Source organism: Oceanicaulis sp. (assembly GCF_965249665.1).
Classification (GTDB): domain Bacteria; phylum Pseudomonadota; class Alphaproteobacteria; order Caulobacterales; family Maricaulaceae; genus Oceanicaulis.
In genome coordinates this window covers 1,912,773-1,928,126 of sequence record NZ_OZ252247.1, presented here as the reverse complement: position 1 = coordinate 1,928,126, position 15,354 = coordinate 1,912,773, and the positions used below count along the sequence as shown (strand labels likewise).

The 15,354-nt window shown below is 64.1% G+C and carries 12 protein-coding genes; all 12 read right to left on the bottom strand.

Annotated elements, in window-relative coordinates; all coding sequences use genetic code 11:
* Positions 1 to 4 precede the first annotated feature (4 nt).
* The 12 genes from ligA to ACP154_RS09205 all read right to left on the bottom strand — a co-directional run bounded on the left by ligA (position 5) and on the right by ACP154_RS09205 (position 15,330).
* Positions 5 to 2,092 (bottom strand): NAD-dependent DNA ligase LigA, encoded by a 2,088-nt coding sequence (gene ligA / locus ACP154_RS09260; RefSeq protein WP_421859718.1) that lies wholly within the window; start codon positions 2,090 to 2,092, stop codon positions 5 to 7.
* Positions 2,089 to 3,789: a DNA repair protein RecN gene (gene recN, locus ACP154_RS09255; protein ID WP_421859720.1), complete on the bottom strand. Its 1,701-nt coding sequence runs from the start codon at positions 3,787 to 3,789 to the stop codon at positions 2,089 to 2,091. Before recN ends, ligA begins: the two co-directional genes overlap by 4 nt.
* A 22-nt stretch (positions 3,790 to 3,811) precedes the next feature.
* The gene (locus ACP154_RS09250; RefSeq protein WP_107712711.1) at positions 3,812 to 4,645 is read right to left on the bottom strand and encodes an outer membrane protein assembly factor BamD; all 834 of its coding nucleotides are present in this window, start codon (positions 4,643 to 4,645) and stop codon (positions 3,812 to 3,814) included.
* A 150-nt stretch (positions 4,646 to 4,795) separates the two neighbouring features.
* Positions 4,796 to 5,695 carry a UDP-3-O-acyl-N-acetylglucosamine deacetylase gene (lpxC, locus tag ACP154_RS09245; protein ID WP_421859721.1) on the bottom strand — a complete coding sequence of 300 codons (900 nt, stop codon included), beginning with the start codon at positions 5,693 to 5,695 and terminating at the stop codon, positions 4,796 to 4,798.
* Between the two features lie 212 nt (positions 5,696 to 5,907).
* Positions 5,908 to 7,494 (bottom strand): cell division protein FtsZ, encoded by a 1,587-nt coding sequence (ftsZ, locus tag ACP154_RS09240; protein ID WP_421859723.1) that lies wholly within the window; start codon positions 7,492 to 7,494, stop codon positions 5,908 to 5,910.
* A 141-nt stretch (positions 7,495 to 7,635) separates the two neighbouring features.
* A complete protein-coding gene (gene ftsA, locus ACP154_RS09235) occupies positions 7,636 to 8,970 on the bottom strand; it encodes a cell division protein FtsA (RefSeq protein WP_421859724.1) in 1,335 nt (444 codons plus the stop codon).
* Positions 8,967 to 9,872 carry a cell division protein FtsQ/DivIB gene (locus tag ACP154_RS09230; protein ID WP_421859726.1) on the bottom strand — a complete coding sequence of 302 codons (906 nt, stop codon included), beginning with the start codon at positions 9,870 to 9,872 and terminating at the stop codon, positions 8,967 to 8,969. The genes ftsA and ACP154_RS09230 overlap by 4 nt, the downstream gene beginning before the upstream one ends.
* Positions 9,860 to 10,774, bottom strand: coding sequence for a D-alanine--D-alanine ligase (locus tag ACP154_RS09225; RefSeq protein ID WP_421859728.1), 915 nt, complete (start codon positions 10,772 to 10,774; stop codon positions 9,860 to 9,862). Before ACP154_RS09225 ends, ACP154_RS09230 begins: the two co-directional genes overlap by 13 nt.
* Positions 10,771 to 11,694, bottom strand: a complete 924-nt coding sequence (murB, locus tag ACP154_RS09220; protein ID WP_421859729.1) for a UDP-N-acetylmuramate dehydrogenase — start codon at positions 11,692 to 11,694, stop codon at positions 10,771 to 10,773. Before murB ends, ACP154_RS09225 begins: the two co-directional genes overlap by 4 nt.
* Complete coding sequence (gene murC / locus ACP154_RS09215; protein ID WP_107712705.1) at positions 11,691 to 13,100, bottom strand: UDP-N-acetylmuramate--L-alanine ligase; 1,410 nt, start codon at positions 13,098 to 13,100, stop codon at positions 11,691 to 11,693. Before murC ends, murB begins: the two co-directional genes overlap by 4 nt.
* Positions 13,100 to 14,197: an undecaprenyldiphospho-muramoylpentapeptide beta-N-acetylglucosaminyltransferase gene (gene murG, locus ACP154_RS09210; protein ID WP_421859730.1), complete on the bottom strand. Its 1,098-nt coding sequence runs from the start codon at positions 14,195 to 14,197 to the stop codon at positions 13,100 to 13,102. The genes murC and murG overlap by 1 nt, the downstream gene beginning before the upstream one ends.
* Positions 14,194 to 15,330, bottom strand: coding sequence for an FtsW/RodA/SpoVE family cell cycle protein (locus ACP154_RS09205; protein ID WP_421859732.1), 1,137 nt, complete (start codon positions 15,328 to 15,330; stop codon positions 14,194 to 14,196). The genes murG and ACP154_RS09205 overlap by 4 nt, the downstream gene beginning before the upstream one ends.
* Positions 15,331 to 15,354: the final 24 nt, after the last annotated feature.

Sequence of the window (15,354 nt, the reverse complement as noted above, 5' to 3'; positions counted from 1 at the left end):
GTTTTCACCCGCCAATCAGAGCCAGCCATTCATCCTCGGTCAGGGTCTGAACGCCCAGCTCCTGCGCTTTTTTCAGCTTGGAGCCGGCGCCGGGTCCGGCGACCAGGATGTCGGTCTTGCCCGAGACCGAGCCTGACACTTTCGCCCCCAAAGACTGCGCCCGCGCTTTCGCTTCATCGCGGGTGAAACGTTCCAGCGATCCGGTGAACACCACGGTCTTGCCTGCGACGGGGCTTTCAGCGGCGACCTGTTCGGCGTCCTCCACCGTCACATGCTCCAGAAGCTTATCGAGCGCGTCCTGATTATGGCTTTCGGCGAAAAACTCAGCGAGGGCTTTGACAGCTGTCTCGCCAATGCCGTCAATGTCCATGAAGGCGGCGAAGGCTTCGCCGGGCTCATGGGCGGCCTCAGCCGTTTCGCGCACCGCCGTCCAACTCGTAAAGCTGCGCGCGATCAAACGGGACGTCTCCTCCCCCACATGGCGGATGCCGAGCGCAAAGAGAAAGCGGGCGAGGCCGATCGTGCGACGCTGATCAATCGAGCCGAAAAGGTTCGCCGCCGAGCGCTCGCCCCAGCCCTCGCGGGTCTGTATTGGCGGGGTGATCGCCCCCGCCTCATTGCGCGCCCTCAGTGTGAAGATATCGGCGGGCTGTTTGACGAGGCCCTCGTGAAAGAAGACTTCGATCTGTTTCGCGCCCAGCCCTTCAATGTCGAAGGCTTTCCTTGAGACGAAATGCTTGAGGCGCTCGACCGCCTGGGCGTCACAGATCAGCCCGCCCGTACAGCGACGCACCACCTCGCCCTCCTCGCGCACGGCATGGCTGCCGCAGACGGGACAACTGGTCGGAAACTCAAACGGCTCAGCGCCCTCAGGGCGTTTGCCCGGCACCACCTCGACCACTTGCGGGATCACATCGCCGGCGCGCTGGATCACCACCGTATCGCCCACCCGCACATCCTTGCGCTCGATTTCGTCCTGATTGTGCAAGGTGGCGTTGGACACCACCACGCCGCCCACGGTGACCGGTTCCAGCTTGGCGACGGGCGTCAAAGCGCCTGTGCGCCCCACCTGAATCTCGATGGCGTTGAGCCGCGTCACCGCTTTTTCGGGCGAGAATTTATGCGCAATGGCCCAGCGCGGCGCGCGGGCGACAAAGCCCAGCCGCTCCTGCCAGTCGAGCCGGTCCACCTTGTAGACGACGCCGTCAATGTCATAGCCGAGATCGGCGCGTTTCTCTTCCAGCGCATGGTAATGGGCGATCACCGCCTCAACGCTGTCCACACGCACCATGTCGTCATTGATGACAAAACCCAATGCGTCCAGGCGCTTGACCGCGTCGTACTGGGTGTCGGCTAGCGGCTCGCTCAGCTCGCCCCAGGCATAGGCGAAAAAGCGCAAGGGGCGTTCAGCGGTGATGGTCGGGTCGATCTGGCGCAAAGAACCGGCGGCGGCGTTGCGCGGGTTTTTATAGGCGGGCTTGCCGCGCTCGTTCTGCATGGCGTTGAGCGCCGCGAAATCGGCATGGCTCATATAGACCTCGCCGCGCACTTCCAGCACGTCCGGCACATCGCCGGTCAGCCTGTGGGGAATGTCAGCTATGGTCTTGAGATTGGCGGTGACGTTCTCGCCCGACCGGCCGTCGCCGCGGGTGGCGCCGATGACCAGCTCGCCCTTTTCATAGCGCAGATTGGCGCTCAGCCCGTCAATCTTGGGCTCGGCGGTCAGGACGAGTGTATCGTCCTTGAGGTTCAGAAAGCGGCGGATGCGATCGGTGAAATCGCGCACATCCTGATCTTCAAACGCATTGCCCAGCGACAGCATGGGCACGGCGTGAACCACCTCGCCAAACTGCTCAGACGGTTTCGCGCCCACCCGATCAGACGGGCTATCCTTGCGTTTCAGCTCAGGAAAACGGTTTTCGATCGCTGTGTTGCGCGCGCGCAGAGCGTCATAGGCCGCATCCGAGATCTTCGGTGCGTCCTTTTCGTAATACGCCGCATCATGTTTGGCGATTTCGCGGGCGAGGCGTTCGAGTTCTGTGGCGGCGTCCTCGGAGGTCAGCGCCTCCACATCCTTCAGCGCAGCGTTCATGAGCCCATCAGCTGGTCGGCGGCGGCGCGAGCCGCGTCGGTGATTTCCGCGCCCGACAGCATGCGGGCGATCTCTTCGCGGCGGTCGGCGTCGGCGAGACGACGCACGGTCGTGCGCATGCCGCCTGACTGCTCCGCCTTCTCGATAGAATAGTGCGTACTGGCGCGCGCGGCCACTTGCGGGCTGTGGGTGACCACCAGCGCCTGCCCGGTTTCCGCAAGGCGTTTCAGGCGTGACCCGACCGCGTCGGCCACCGCGCCGCCCACGCCCTGATCCACCTCATCAAACACCATGGTGCGGGCGTCCTCACCCACCAAACACACCTTGAGCGCCAGAGCGAACCGCGACAGCTCGCCGCCCGAGGCGATCTTGTCGAGCGGTCCAAAGGGCGCGCCGGGGTTGGTGGCGACTTCAAAGGCGACTTTGTCCCAGCCCGAAGCGCCCGGCTTGGCTTCATCGGTCTCAACGCGCACACGGAACCGCGCCTTGTCCATTTTCAGCGGCGCGAGTTCAGCTTCGACAGCCTTGGCCAACGCCTCACCCGCACTCAGGCGTTTCGCCGTCAACGCCTTGGCCGCACGGGCATAGTCCGCCTGCGCGGCGTTGAGCGCGCCTTCCGCTTCTTTGAGGCGGTCGTCGGCGTGGTCGATCATGTCGAGCCGACTGACGAGGCGATCGCGCAGATCCGCCAGCGCATCCACTTCGACTGAATGCTTTCTTGCGGCGGCGCGCAGGGCGAACAGACGCTCCTCGACCTCGTTCAAACGTCCCGGCTCCACATCAAAGCGGGCGGCGGCGTCTGACAGCGCGTCCTCGGCCTCGTTAAATTCGATCAAAGCGCGGTCAAGCGCTCCGGCGGCGCGCTCAACAGACGCCTGCGCCTCCGCCGCCGCGCCTTCAGCGCCATCAGCGTCCCCAAGCGCCCCCCGCACCCGCTCGAGTCCGCGCAGCGCGGTGTTCAGGCGGTTGGACAGACCATCGCCCCCCGCCACGGCTTCCATGGCGTCATTGAGCTCGCTCAGTGCGGATTCAGCTTGCTGCAGGAATTTGCGCTCGGCGGCGAGGCTCGCCTCTTCGCCAGCCTGGGGATCCAGCGCCTCCAGCTCTTCAACGCTGCCGCGCAGAAAGGCTTCCTCGCTCGCGGCCTTGTCACGGGCGTCCGTCAACTCCTCCAGGCGAGACCGGGCGTCACTGAGGCTCGTCCAGGCGCTTTTCACCGCCGCCAGTTCGGCGCTGGCGTCCGCATAGGCGTCCAGCAAACCGCGATGGCTTTTGGGATCCATCAAACCCCGACCATCGTGCTGGCCATGGATCTCCACCAGCACCTCGCCCAGGCGCGCCAGCAAGCCAACGCTGGCGGGTTGATCGTTCACATGCGCGCGCGAGCGTCCATCCGCCGTCAGGGTGCGGCGCAGGATCACCGCGTCGCCCGGCTCTACATCCACGCCCGCCTCGTCCAGCAGCGCGTAAACCGGATGGCTCACAGGCGGCTCGAACATGGCGATGGCGACCGCCTTTTCAGCGCCTGCGCGCACCTGGGCGCGTTCGGCGCGCTCGCCGCACGCCAGACCCAATGCGCCCAGAAGAATGGATTTACCCGCGCCGGTCTCACCGGTCAGAGCGGACAGACCGGCGTCAAACATCAGATCGAGCGAGTCGATCAGGACGATGTCACGGATGGAGAGCGAAGCCAGCATTCAGGTTCGCAGTGCTTTGAAATTAGCCGAAGACGCGGTTTAACGCGCGCCGCAGCAAGGACGGATCCCGTTCGAGATCCTCAGAGCCCGGCACAGCGATTCCGCGCGAGGTGAGAAGATCATAGCTGTCTTCATACCATTCAGAGCCGGAGAAGTTATAGCCCAGAACCGCGGCGACCTGCCGGGCCTCTTCATCCACGCCCAGGCTGACATAGGCTTCCACCAGACGGTGTAGCGCTTCAGGGGTGTGGCTGGTGGTCTCGTAGTCGCGAATCACATTCTGGAAGCGGTTGATCGCCGCCAGATGATAGCCATTGCGCAGATACCAGCGTCCGACGCTCATTTCCTTGCCGGCCAAATGGTCGCGCGTCATGTCAATTTTCAGGCGCGCATCCTGAGCGTAGGGCGTGTCAGGATAGCGGCGCACCACTTGCTCAAGCGCCTGCAAGGCCTGCTGGGTGGTGGACTGGTCACGGCCCACATCATAGATGCGTTCATAATAGCTCAGCGCGATCAGATAATACGCATAGGGCGCGCTGGCGTTGCCGGGATGCAGGGCGATAAAGCGCTGCGCGTCGGAGATCGCCTCATCGTATTTGGACTGACGGTAATTGGCGTAGGCCGCCATCAGCATCGAGCGACGCGCCCATTCCGAGAACGGGTGCTGACGCTCCACTTCATCGAAATAGGCCGCGGCTTCGTCATAACGACGGCGCTGCATCTTCTCAAAGGCTTCAGCGTAGAGCGTTTCGACCGGTTGCTCCACATAAGCCAGCTCTTCGCGGTCACGCCCCGCACACGCGGTGAGCGACAAGGCGACGGCGCCCAGAACAGCAATACGCAGAACAGTCTTCATGGACACACGCCCTCAAGCCGACGACCGCCTGCCCTGACCCTCAGGACGCAGCGGACTCTTAGGTATTGAGAATGGTTTAACCCATCGCGGGCGCGGGCAAAAGCGCCCTATCAGGCCTCGAGTGAATTAGGGCGAACTTTTCCGCGTCGATTACGAGTGAACCAGACGTTCGCTCTGCACGGCTGTGTCTGTCATCGACGTCCAGCGCCAGGCGCTTTCATCAGCCAGCAACGCCGCCAAGGCTTTGGCGTTCAGTCCGTGTCCGGGACGATGCGCCTTGTACAATCCGATGATCGGCGCGCCCAGAAGATACAGATCACCCAATGCATCCAGTGCTTTGTGACGCACGAACTCATCAGCAAAGCGCAGGCCTTCAGGGTTTGCGACGCCATCTTCGTCCACGACAACGGCGTTTTCCATGGAGCCGCCACGCGCCAGACCCGCTTTCAGAAGTGCGCTGAAATCGCGGCGGAAGCCAAACGTACGCGCCGGAGCGACCAGATCCTGAAAATTGCTGCGGCTGACTTCAAAGGCGAAGTGCTGACGACCGATGGCGGGATCATCAAAGTCGATCTCGACATCAATGGCCGGACGCAAAGCCGGCAGGAACACCGCATGGCGCGAGCCATCCTCGACCTCGACCGGCTTGAGCACCTGAAGCGCCTTGCGCGGCGCCGGCCGGTGTTTCAGGCCGGCTTGCAAAATCAGATCGACAAACGGCGCGGAAGACCCATCCATGGCCGGCACTTCAGGCCCATCGAGTTCGATCATCAGATCGTCCACGCCAAGCCCCGCCAAGGCCGCCATCAAATGCTCGACCGTCGCGACAGAGGCGCCGTCGTCATTAACCAAGGTCGTGCCCAGATCGGTGGAGCGCACAAACTCGCGGCGCGCCGGAATAAAGCAATCCTCGACATCCAGATCGGTGCGTTCAAAGACGATGCCTGAGCCGAGCGATGCGGGCTTCATGGCCATGCGGACACGGGCCCCGGTGTGCAAACCGATCCCGGCGCAAACCGCCGGCGCCGCCAAAGTTGCGCGTTCAATCATGAAGCAGGCCCAATTCAGTTTGTCGTCAATCCAATAGCCTGCCGCATCCAAGATGCTTAACAGGCTATACCCCTCGCCCTGCACACTACGGGCCGGAATGCATCCCGCAATTAAAGGATTGTTGCACCGTGTTACGAAACCGGGGCTGAAACGGAAAACGCGCCGCCCTGAGTGAACAGAACGGCGCGTTTTCAAGGTGTTGAAGGTTTCGCCTAGTTGGCTTGGCGACGCAGGAAGGCCGGGATTTCCAGCTCGTTCTCGTCGAGATCCTCACCAAACAGGTCGCCGCTGGGCTGGCTGGGACGCGGCGCAGCCTCGACCGGGCGCACCACGCTGGGACGCTCTGGCTGGCTCGGCGCCTTGTGCTCGGCAGGCGCGGACTTGCGGCGACCGAACAGAGACAGACCGCGGCGCGGCTCGCGCGATTTGGCTTCTTCAGCCGGCGCCTGTTGCGCCTGCGGCTGGACCGGAGCCGGAGCCTGATGCGGTTCGGCGGAGGCGGAGATTTCACGCTCCAACCGCTCGCGGGTTTCAACCACGGCGGGCTTGGCGACCGGGTGCACCGGCTCGCCGCCCGTAAAGGAATCCGGCGTATTCACAGCGTCTGACCCGCGCATGGTCACAGAGCCTTGCGCGGCCTGTCCGGCATGACCGGCATGAGCGGTATGCGAGGCCGGCGTCGCCTGCTGAGGGGTTTCGTTCACCGCCACCGCATCAGAGGCGCGACGCACCAGCGGTTCGGTTTGGCGCTGCGGACGGGTCTCGCGCCCCTTCCACATGGCGGAGACCGGCTCGGCGCCCTGGCGGCGGCGCGGGTCGGTCGCTTCGTTCATTTCAGCGTCAATGCCGGTGGCGACCACAGAGACGCGGATGATGCCGTCAAGCTCGGGATCGAAGGTGGAGCCGACAATGATGTTCGCGTCCGGATCGACCTCGTTGCGGATTTCGTTGGCCGCCTCGTCGACTTCGTAAAGCGTCATATCCATGCCGCCGGTGATGTTGATGAGCACGCCCTTGGCGCCTTTCATCGAGACATCGTCCAGCAGCGGGTTGTTGATGGCGTTGTTGGCGGCTTCCACGGCGCGCTTCTCGCCATTGGCTTCACCTGTGCCCATCATCGCCTTGCCCATCTCGTTCATCACGGTGCGCACGTCGGCGAAGTCAAGATTGATCAGGCCCGGCATGACCATCAGGTCGGTAATGCCGCGAACCCCTGAATGCAGCACCTGGTCCGCCATGCCGAACGCTTCCGCGAAGGTCGTCTTTTCGGTGGCGATCCGGAACAGGTTCTGGTTCGGGATGATGATCAGCGTGTCCACATGCTCTTGCAGCCGGTCAATGCCGGACTCCGCCAGACGCATGCGGCGCGTGCCTTCAAAATGGAACGGCTTGGTGACCACGCCGACCGTCAGAATGCCTTGCTCGCGGGCTGCACGCGCGATGACAGGCGCCGCGCCGGTGCCGGTGCCGCCGCCCATGCCGGCGGTGATGAACACCATGTGCGCGCCCTGCAGATGTTCCTGGATCTCGGCCAGGGAGTCTTCGGCCGCCTGCTCACCCACTTCCGGGCGCGCCCCAGCGCCCAGCCCCTCGGTGATCGCAGCGCCCATCTGGATGCGCCGATCGGTCCGCGCGCGCTGCAGCGCCTGCGCGTCGGTATTGGCGACCACAAAGTCCACGCCCTCAAGCTGGGCGTCGATCATGTTGTTAACGGCGTTGCCCCCGGCGCCGCCGACACCGCACACAAGGATGCGAGGTTTCAGTTCGGTGGTTTCCGGCGCGGAAAGGTTCAAGGGCATGGCAGGTCTCCGTGGGGCGGTAGAGTTAACGAATCACCCCGTGACACTGCGCGTTCTAGCTTAATCGAGCGTTAAACCGACCCTTGTCGAACAAACCTTTTTTCGCGAACAATAATAGAACCTTGAGTCTGGATAAGGAGTCTAGAAACTTTCCGCAAACCAGCGCCAGACCGCTTTCATCCCGCCATCGCCTTCGGGGCGTTCGCGAATGCGCACCGGGCCCTGGTCAAACCGTGGCGGCCCAGAGATGGCTTCGGAGGGCCCCTGCACGCAGCGCAGCAGCAATCCCGCCGCTGCCGAGAAGCCCGGACCGCTGACCGCATCCCCCAGCCCGGCCAATGTATCAGGTCGTCCCAGACGCACCTGTTTGCCCAAAACCCGGCCCGCAAGTTGCGCGGCTCCGGGCAATTGCGCCGCGCCGCCCGTGAGCACGACGGACCGCCCTGCCGCGCTGGCTGCGCCCGCGGCGTCGAGCCGGTCGCGCACCATCTCGAAGACTTCTTCCAGACGCGGGCGAATGATGGCGTTCAAAAGCGCCTTGGGTTGCTGGTTCATGGTCACGACGCCCGACCCGGCCACGGGCGGGGTCTCGATCATGATCTGATCGTCATCCGGACTGTCTAGGGCGCACCCATGCAGCGCCTTTATGCGTTCCGCGGCGTTTACGGGCGTGGACAGACCGCGTGCAATGTCGTTGGTCACATGGGCGCCGCCCACCGGCACCCCGTCCACATGCTGCAGCGCGCCTTCATTGAACACTGCGACGGTCGTGGTGTGCGCGCCCATATCAATCAGCATGGCGCCCAGATCACGCTCATCGGGCGCCAGCGCCGCAATCCCCGAAACATAAGGCGTCGCCGCAACGCCTGCGACTGTGAGCTGGCAGCGCTCGACGCAGGAAATCAGGTTCTGCAACGGATCAGCGGCGGCGCTGACCAGATGCAGATCCACCCCCAGGCTTTCGCCGAACATGCCGCGCGGATCCTTGACCCCGCGATGGCCGTCCACCCGCCAGGACAGAGGCAAAGCGTGCAGCAGCACGCGTTTTTGCTCATGATGACGGCGCAAGGCTTCCGCCAGAATGCGGCGCAGATCGCGATCGGTCACTTCACGAGCGGCGAGATCCATTTCAACCGAGATGCGCGCGCTCGACGGCGCGCCGGCGGAGGCGGCCAGATAGACTTCGCTGACGGTGTGGCCCGCCATGCGCTCAGCGTTTTCCACCGCGGCGCGAATGCTCTCCACCGCCAGAGTGACGTCCACCACCTGGCTGGCGCGCACGCCGCGGGTGGATTGATGACCGACCCCGATCACACGCGGGCGCAAACCCGCCAGCGTCTCTTCGGTCTTGGCGATGAAGCAGACAGTCTTGGACGCACCGATATCGAGCGCAGCGAACACGCCCGACTTGCGCGGCGGCGTTGCGGCGCTCGACGCGCCGCCCTGTTTGAAAAAGCCCATAGCCCCCAACGTCACGCCCCTCGCCCTGCACGTTCCGCCGCCCGATCAGGCCAGGGACGCATCACCATTTCACCGGCATTTCTAAGATCAAAAATCTGCGCTTCGTAATCGAGCACGCCGCGCTCCTCATGCATCGCCGCCAACAGCGTCAGGGCGCTCGCAGGATCATCTTCGGGCAGCAAGACATCGCCGCCGCTTTGAAGCCGCAGGCTCCAGCGCCGCTCGCCCACCCGAATGGCGTGGGTGACGCGGTCGCGAATGTCAGGGTGCATCTCAAGAAGCCCAATAACGCTGGGCGCCTCCACATTGGCGTCCTCACCCACGACACGTGGCAAATACGCAAAGTCCAGAGGATTGGCGGCGTTGATGATCGCACCCTCTTCATCAATCACATGATGGGTCTGGTTGATCTGCCACAGCGCAAAGGGCTGGCGTTCCTCGATCAGTACGGCGATCCGGTCCGGCCACAGACGCAGAACTTCAGCCGATTTCACCCAGGACAAGGACTGTATGGACTCCCGTGCGGCGTTCAGATCCACCCGGCTGAGCCCCAGCCCCGGCGCGGCGCCCACCGCCATGGCGATCTCTTCAACGCCGGTGCGATCCGCCCCCGCCACGTCCAGCCAATCCAGGGTGTAGCCCGCCTGTTCCAGCTCGGTCTCGGCCCGCCCCGCCACCATGCCGCCCACATCATCAAGCTGACCGAAGACCAGCAAAATGGCCGCAGTCCCCGCCAGCAAAACGCCAAAGACGGTGAAGATCAGCTTGAAGGCATAGCTCGCCCGGTTACGCGCCGCACGCCATTGCGCGGCCGCCCAGTTGGACAGCTTTCGACCGCCCGCCGCTTTGGGGGCCTGATTCGACTTGCGCCGGGCTTTCGATGAGTCTCGAGCGCCGGCGCCCTTCAGCTTGGACACGCCGCATTCTCCACCATCCACGCTACGAGGTCGGGGAAACCGACGCCGCAGTGCGCCGCCTGTTCGGGCGCAAGGGATGTAGGAGTCATGCCGGGTTGGGTGTTAATTTCGAGTAACCAAACCCCGCCTGTCACCGGATCATATCGGAAATCAGAGCGGGTCAGGCCTTCGCATCCCAGCGCCTGATGGGCGGTCAACGCATCGCGCATGCACTGCTCAAAGACAGCTTGCGGCACATCGGCGGGCAGCTGGTGAACCGAGCCGCCTTCGGCGTATTTCGCGTCGTAATCATAAAAAGCGGTTTTGGGCACGATCTCGGTCACCGTCAGCGCCCGGTCACCCATTACGGCCACGGTCAGCTCACGCCCCGGAATGAAGCGCTCGATCAGCACGTCGTCTTCATAGGGCCAATCCTCAGACCCGAGAATCACGGGTGGCTGGTTTGCGCCTTCAGGCACGATCACCACGCCCACCGAGCTGCCTTGCGCGTTGGGCTTGGCCACATAGGGCGGCGCAATGACATGCGCGCGGGCCGCCTCGAACCGGTTGATCAGCTGGCCTTCAGGGCATTGGATCCCCGCCTCGCGCAGCACCGCCTTGGCGCGCTGCTTGTCCATGGCCAGGGCTGACGCCGCGACGCCGGAATGGGTGTAGGCGAAGCCCAGATAATCAAGCACGCCCTGCACCCGGCCATCCTCGCCCCAATCGCCATGCAAAGCGTTGAAAACCACATCGGGTTTTATGCCGTTCAGCTGGTCGATCCAGTCCGTATCCTGCGGATCAATGGGAGAGACCTGATAGCCCTTGGCTTCCAGCGCCTCGATCACCTTCATGCCCGAGACCAGAGAAACGTCGCGTTCCGGGCTTCGCCCGCCCAAAAGCACTGCGACATGCTTGCTCATTGCGGCTCTCCGATCCGTTTCACTTCCCAGGTCAGCTCGACGCCAAACTGATCTTTCACCGCGGCGCGCACCGTCTCGCCTAAAGTTTCGAGGTCACGGGCGATCGCCGTGCCGTCATTGATCAGGAAATTGCAATGCTGTTCGGAAAAGCGCGCCCCGCCGATAGGCTTGCCGCGCCAGCCCACCGCATCCACCAATTGCCAGGCCGAGCGTCCACCCGACATGTCCGGATCGGGGTTCTTGAACGTCGAGCCGGACGTCTTCTCGCGGATGGGCTGCGTCGTCTCGCGCCGCTCGGTGATGGCGGTCATGCGCGCGGTCACGGCGTCGGGATCGTCCGCCTGCCCTTCAAACACCGCTTCGATGAAGATCCAGTCGTCCGGCGCATCAGAATGGCGATAGGCGTATCCCAGCTCCGAGACTGGCGCGATGATGCGGCGGCCGGTGCGGTCCAGCGCGATCGCCTCGACCAGCACATCCTTGGTTTCCGTCCCGTAGCAGCCCGCATTCATGCGCAGCGCGCCGCCAATGGCGCCGGGCACGCCCACATAGAATTCAAGGCCCGCAATCCCGGCTTTCGCCGCCGCCTTGGCGACCATCTTGTCCAACGCCGCAGCGCCCGCACGGATGCGGTTTCCCTCCTGCGCTTCGACCTTGCCGAAAGCGGGCGTCAGCTTGACCGTCACGCCGGGCAAACCGCCATCACGCACCAGCGTGTTTGAGCCCGCGCCCAGCACCCGAACGTCGATATCGCGCGGCGTCTCAGCCAGAAAACGCGCCAGATCAGCGGCGTCCGCAGGCAGGAACAGTACTTGCGCCGGGCCGCCCACGCGCAGCCAGGTGATATCGGCCAAAGACGCGTTCTCGATCAGCTTGCCGCGGACCTCGGGCAGACGATGCAGGAGAGAGGGCCAGCTCAATCTTGCGCCTCCAGACGCTGGGGCAGCTCCGCCGCCCAGGCGGTGATGTCGCCGGCCCCGAGGCAGACGACCAGATCACCGGGCTCGATGAAGGCCTTGAGGTCGCGCGGCAGGCTTTCGCGTGTGGTGGCGCTGGCGTTGCGGTGACCATGGCGCGCCAGACCGGCGACCAGCGCTTCCTGGCTGGCGCCCTCGATCGGGGCTTCCCCCGCCGCGAAGACCGGCGTCACCAGCACGCTGTCGGCGTCATTGAAGCAGGTGCAGAAATCTTCAAACAGATCATGCAGGCGCGAATAGCGATGGGGCTGAACCACGGCATGGACCCGGCCATCGCCTACTTGCTGACGGGCGGCTTTGAGAACCGCACTGATCTCCACCGGGTGATGGCCGTAATCATCCACCACTGTCACGCCATGGGCTTGCCCGGTGAGCGTGAAGCGGCGTTTGACGCCGGTGAAGCCCGCCAGCGCCGTGCGCGCTTCTTCCTCGCCGCCGCCCAGCGCCTGAACCACCGCCAGCGCGCCGGCCGCGTTCAGCACATTATGCTCGCCCATCATCGGCAGGCTGATCCCCGCCCAGGTCACCGGCTCGGCCCCGCGGGGCTGGAAGGTCAGGTCAAAATGCCCGCCGGTCTCGTCCATGACCAGATTGGACAGGCGCACATCCGCTTGCGGGGAGAAACCATAGGTGATGACGCGGCGGTCCTCGATCTTCGCCGCCAGCGCCTGCACTTCGGGATGGTCGATGCACATGACCGCAAAGCCGTAAAACGGCAGGTTCTCGACGAACTGGGCGAAGGCCGCGCGCAAGGCGTCAAACGAGCCGTAATGCTCCATATGTTCAGGGTCGATATTGGTGATGATCCCCACCGAGCCGCGCAGCTTCAGGAAGGAACCGTCGCTTTCATCGGCTTCGACCACCATCCACTCGCCTTCGCCGATCTTGGCGTTCGAGCCATAGGCGGAAATGATGCCGCCATTGATGACCGTCGGATCAAAGCCCGCAGAATCCATCAGGCACGCCACAAGCGAGGTGGTGGTGGTCTTGCCATGGGTGCCGGCGACCGCCACCGCATGCTTGAGACGCATCAGCTCGGCCAGCATCTCCGCCCGGCGCACCACCGGCGTACGCTTGGCGCGGGCCGCGACCAGTTCGGGATTGTCAGGCTTCACCGCGCTGGAAACCACCAGCGCCCCGGCCCCGTCGACATTGTCCGCCGCATGGCCGATATGGACGGTCGCGCCCTTGGCGCGCAGGCGCTGGACATTGGCGCTGTCCTTGATGTCAGACCCTGTAACCTGATAGCCCAGCGTCAGCATGACTTCGGCGATGCCGCTCATGCCGATGCCGCCTATGCCGACGAAATGAACAGGACCCACGGAGGCGGCGAGATCAATAGGCGGCATCAGGTTTTCGGCTCCGCAGCTTGGACAATCAGATCAGCAAGGCGTTCATGCGCGTCAGGACGACCTTCGGTTCGCGCCAGTCGGGCGCGCGCATCCAGAGCTTCGCCGTCCGACAAAAGGGTTTCAAGCCGCGCCCGCAGATGATCAACGGTGAACTCCGCCTCCGTCATCATGTCCGCCGCGCCAACCTTCACAAGCCCTTGCGCGTTCGCGGTCTGGTGGTCATCCATGGCGATGGCGAGCGGCACGAACAGGGCGGGCCGTCCGATGGCTGATATCTCGGACACCGACGAGGCCCCAGAACGCGAGATTACCAGATGAGTCTCGGCGTACAGACGCCCCATATCGCGAAAGAACGGGCTCAATTCCGCCTGAACGCCCGCATCGGCATAAATCTCGCGCGCGCTGTCGAGGCTTTCCTCACGTGTTTGCTGGACCACTTTCAGACGCAGGCGCAGGTCTTCGGGCAGGGCCGCGATCGCCCGCGGCACGGTTTCAGACAAGATGCGCGCACCCAGCGAGCCGCCCAGCACCAGAAGCCGGATTTCGCCGCCCGGCTGGGGCGGCTGGTACTCCACCTCACGCGCCTGAAGCACCTGGGCGCGCACCGGATTTCCGGTCACCGCATGCACGGCTGAATCCGGCATTTTATCGAGACGGGTGAAGCCCGAGGCGACACTGACCACAGATCCGGCGAACAGGCGGTTCACCCGGCCCAGGACGGCGTTCTGTTCATGGATGACGCGCGGTACAGAGTTCATCCACGCCGCCGTCAGCGCGGGAAAGGCCGGATAACCGCCAAAGCCGGCCACCACGTGCGGCTGATACTCCGCCAGAATGCGGCGCGCCTGGAAGACCCCCGTGGTGAGCTTCAGCGCGGACTGCGCCATCTTGACCGGGTTTTTGGAGAACGGGCTGGACGCTTCGATCTCGGTCACGCCGTCACCGGGGAAATCGCGTGCATGCTTCGCGCCGCGCGCATCGGTGACAAGCTTCACTGACCAGCCGCGCGCAATCAGGGCGTCGGCGGCGGCGCGGGCCGGAAACATATGGCCGCCCGTCCCCCCGGCGGCGATAAGCACTCGTTTCTGGATCACGTGGATAACGCTCCTTGGCGGGGCCGGTGCGCATAGGCGCCGGGACGACGACGGGTCAGCGCCAGCAGCAAGCCGGCGGAGAAACACAAGGCCAGCATGGACGAGCCTCCATAGGAGATGAAGGGCAAGGTCATGCCGGTAGGCGGCGCGATATCGAGATTCACGCCGATATTTACAAGCGCCTGCAGCGCGAAGAGCAGCGCCAGCCCGGAAGTGGCGAGCTGGGCGAACGGATCGGTCAGCCTCAGCGACAGCATCCAGGCCCGCGCGAACAACAGGGCGTACAGCCCGATAATCGCCAGCGAGGCGATCAGGCCATACTCTTCCGCCGCCACCGAGAACACGAAATCGGTATGCGCTTCCGGCAGCAAATGCTTGACCTGGCCTTCGCCGGGCCCCGCGCCCCAGATGCCGCCGCGCGACATGGCGTCGAGCGCGGTTTCAGTCTGGGTCTGCGCGCCGCCGCTCGGGCCGAGAAAGTCCAGAATACGATCACGCACATGGGGCAGCGCCACATACGCGCCGCCGCCGCCAATCACCGCCAGAACGCCCAGGATGGTCGTGTGCAGCCAGGACAGGCCGCCCGCCCAGAGCAGAGCGCCGAACACCAGCGAGATCAACACGGTCTGACCAAAATCAGGCTGCAGCATCAGCAAAAGCACAGACAGGCCGTAAAAACCGAACGCGACCAGACGCCCTAGGATCGGCGCGCCTCGATCTTCCTCGGCGAAGAGCCAGGCGGCGATCACCACGAAGGCAGGTTTGAGAAATTCTGACGGTTGCAGCGAATATGACCCGATACGGATCCAGCGAGTCGCGCCTTTCACATCCGCGCCGACGATCAGCACCAGGACCAGCGCGATCAGGGCCCCGACCAGCGCCAGTCCGGCGAAACGCCGAACGCCCGTCACTGACAGCGCCGACGCAAACGCCAATATGGCCAGTCCCACCCCCGCAAAGAAGAGCTGACGGTAGAGATAATAGAACGGGTCGTCGATCCAGGCGGCGCGCTCGGCCGCCGCGGGGCTGGCGGCGAAGGCCAGCACAATCCCGATCGCCATCAAGAAAATCACGATGACCAAAATCGGACGGTCCAGCCCGCTCCACAATCCGGCCTTGCGACGGGTGCTCATGCGCGTTTCCCAACAGTCATCAGC

Excerpts from the sequence above, each read along its gene's own strand:
- ligA (WP_421859718.1), bottom strand. The coding sequence starts at position 2,092 with ATGAACGCTGCGCTGAAGGATGTGGAGGCGCTGACCTCCGAGGACGCC.
- recN (WP_421859720.1), bottom strand. The coding sequence starts at position 3,789 with ATGCTGGCTTCGCTCTCCATCCGTGACATCGTCCTGATCGACTCGCTC.
- ACP154_RS09250 (WP_107712711.1), bottom strand. The coding sequence starts at position 4,645 with ATGAAGACTGTTCTGCGTATTGCTGTTCTGGGCGCCGTCGCCTTGTCG.
- lpxC (WP_421859721.1), bottom strand. The coding sequence starts at position 5,695 with ATGATTGAACGCGCAACTTTGGCGGCGCCGGCGGTTTGCGCCGGGATC.
- ftsZ (WP_421859723.1), bottom strand. The coding sequence starts at position 7,494 with ATGCCCTTGAACCTTTCCGCGCCGGAAACCACCGAACTGAAACCTCGC.
- ACP154_RS09225 (WP_421859728.1), bottom strand. The coding sequence starts at position 10,774 with ATGAGCAAGCATGTCGCAGTGCTTTTGGGCGGGCGAAGCCCGGAACGC.
- murC (WP_107712705.1), bottom strand. The coding sequence starts at position 13,100 with ATGCCGCCTATTGATCTCGCCGCCTCCGTGGGTCCTGTTCATTTCGTC.
- ACP154_RS09205 (WP_421859732.1), bottom strand. The coding sequence starts at position 15,330 with ATGAGCACCCGTCGCAAGGCCGGATTGTGGAGCGGGCTGGACCGTCCG.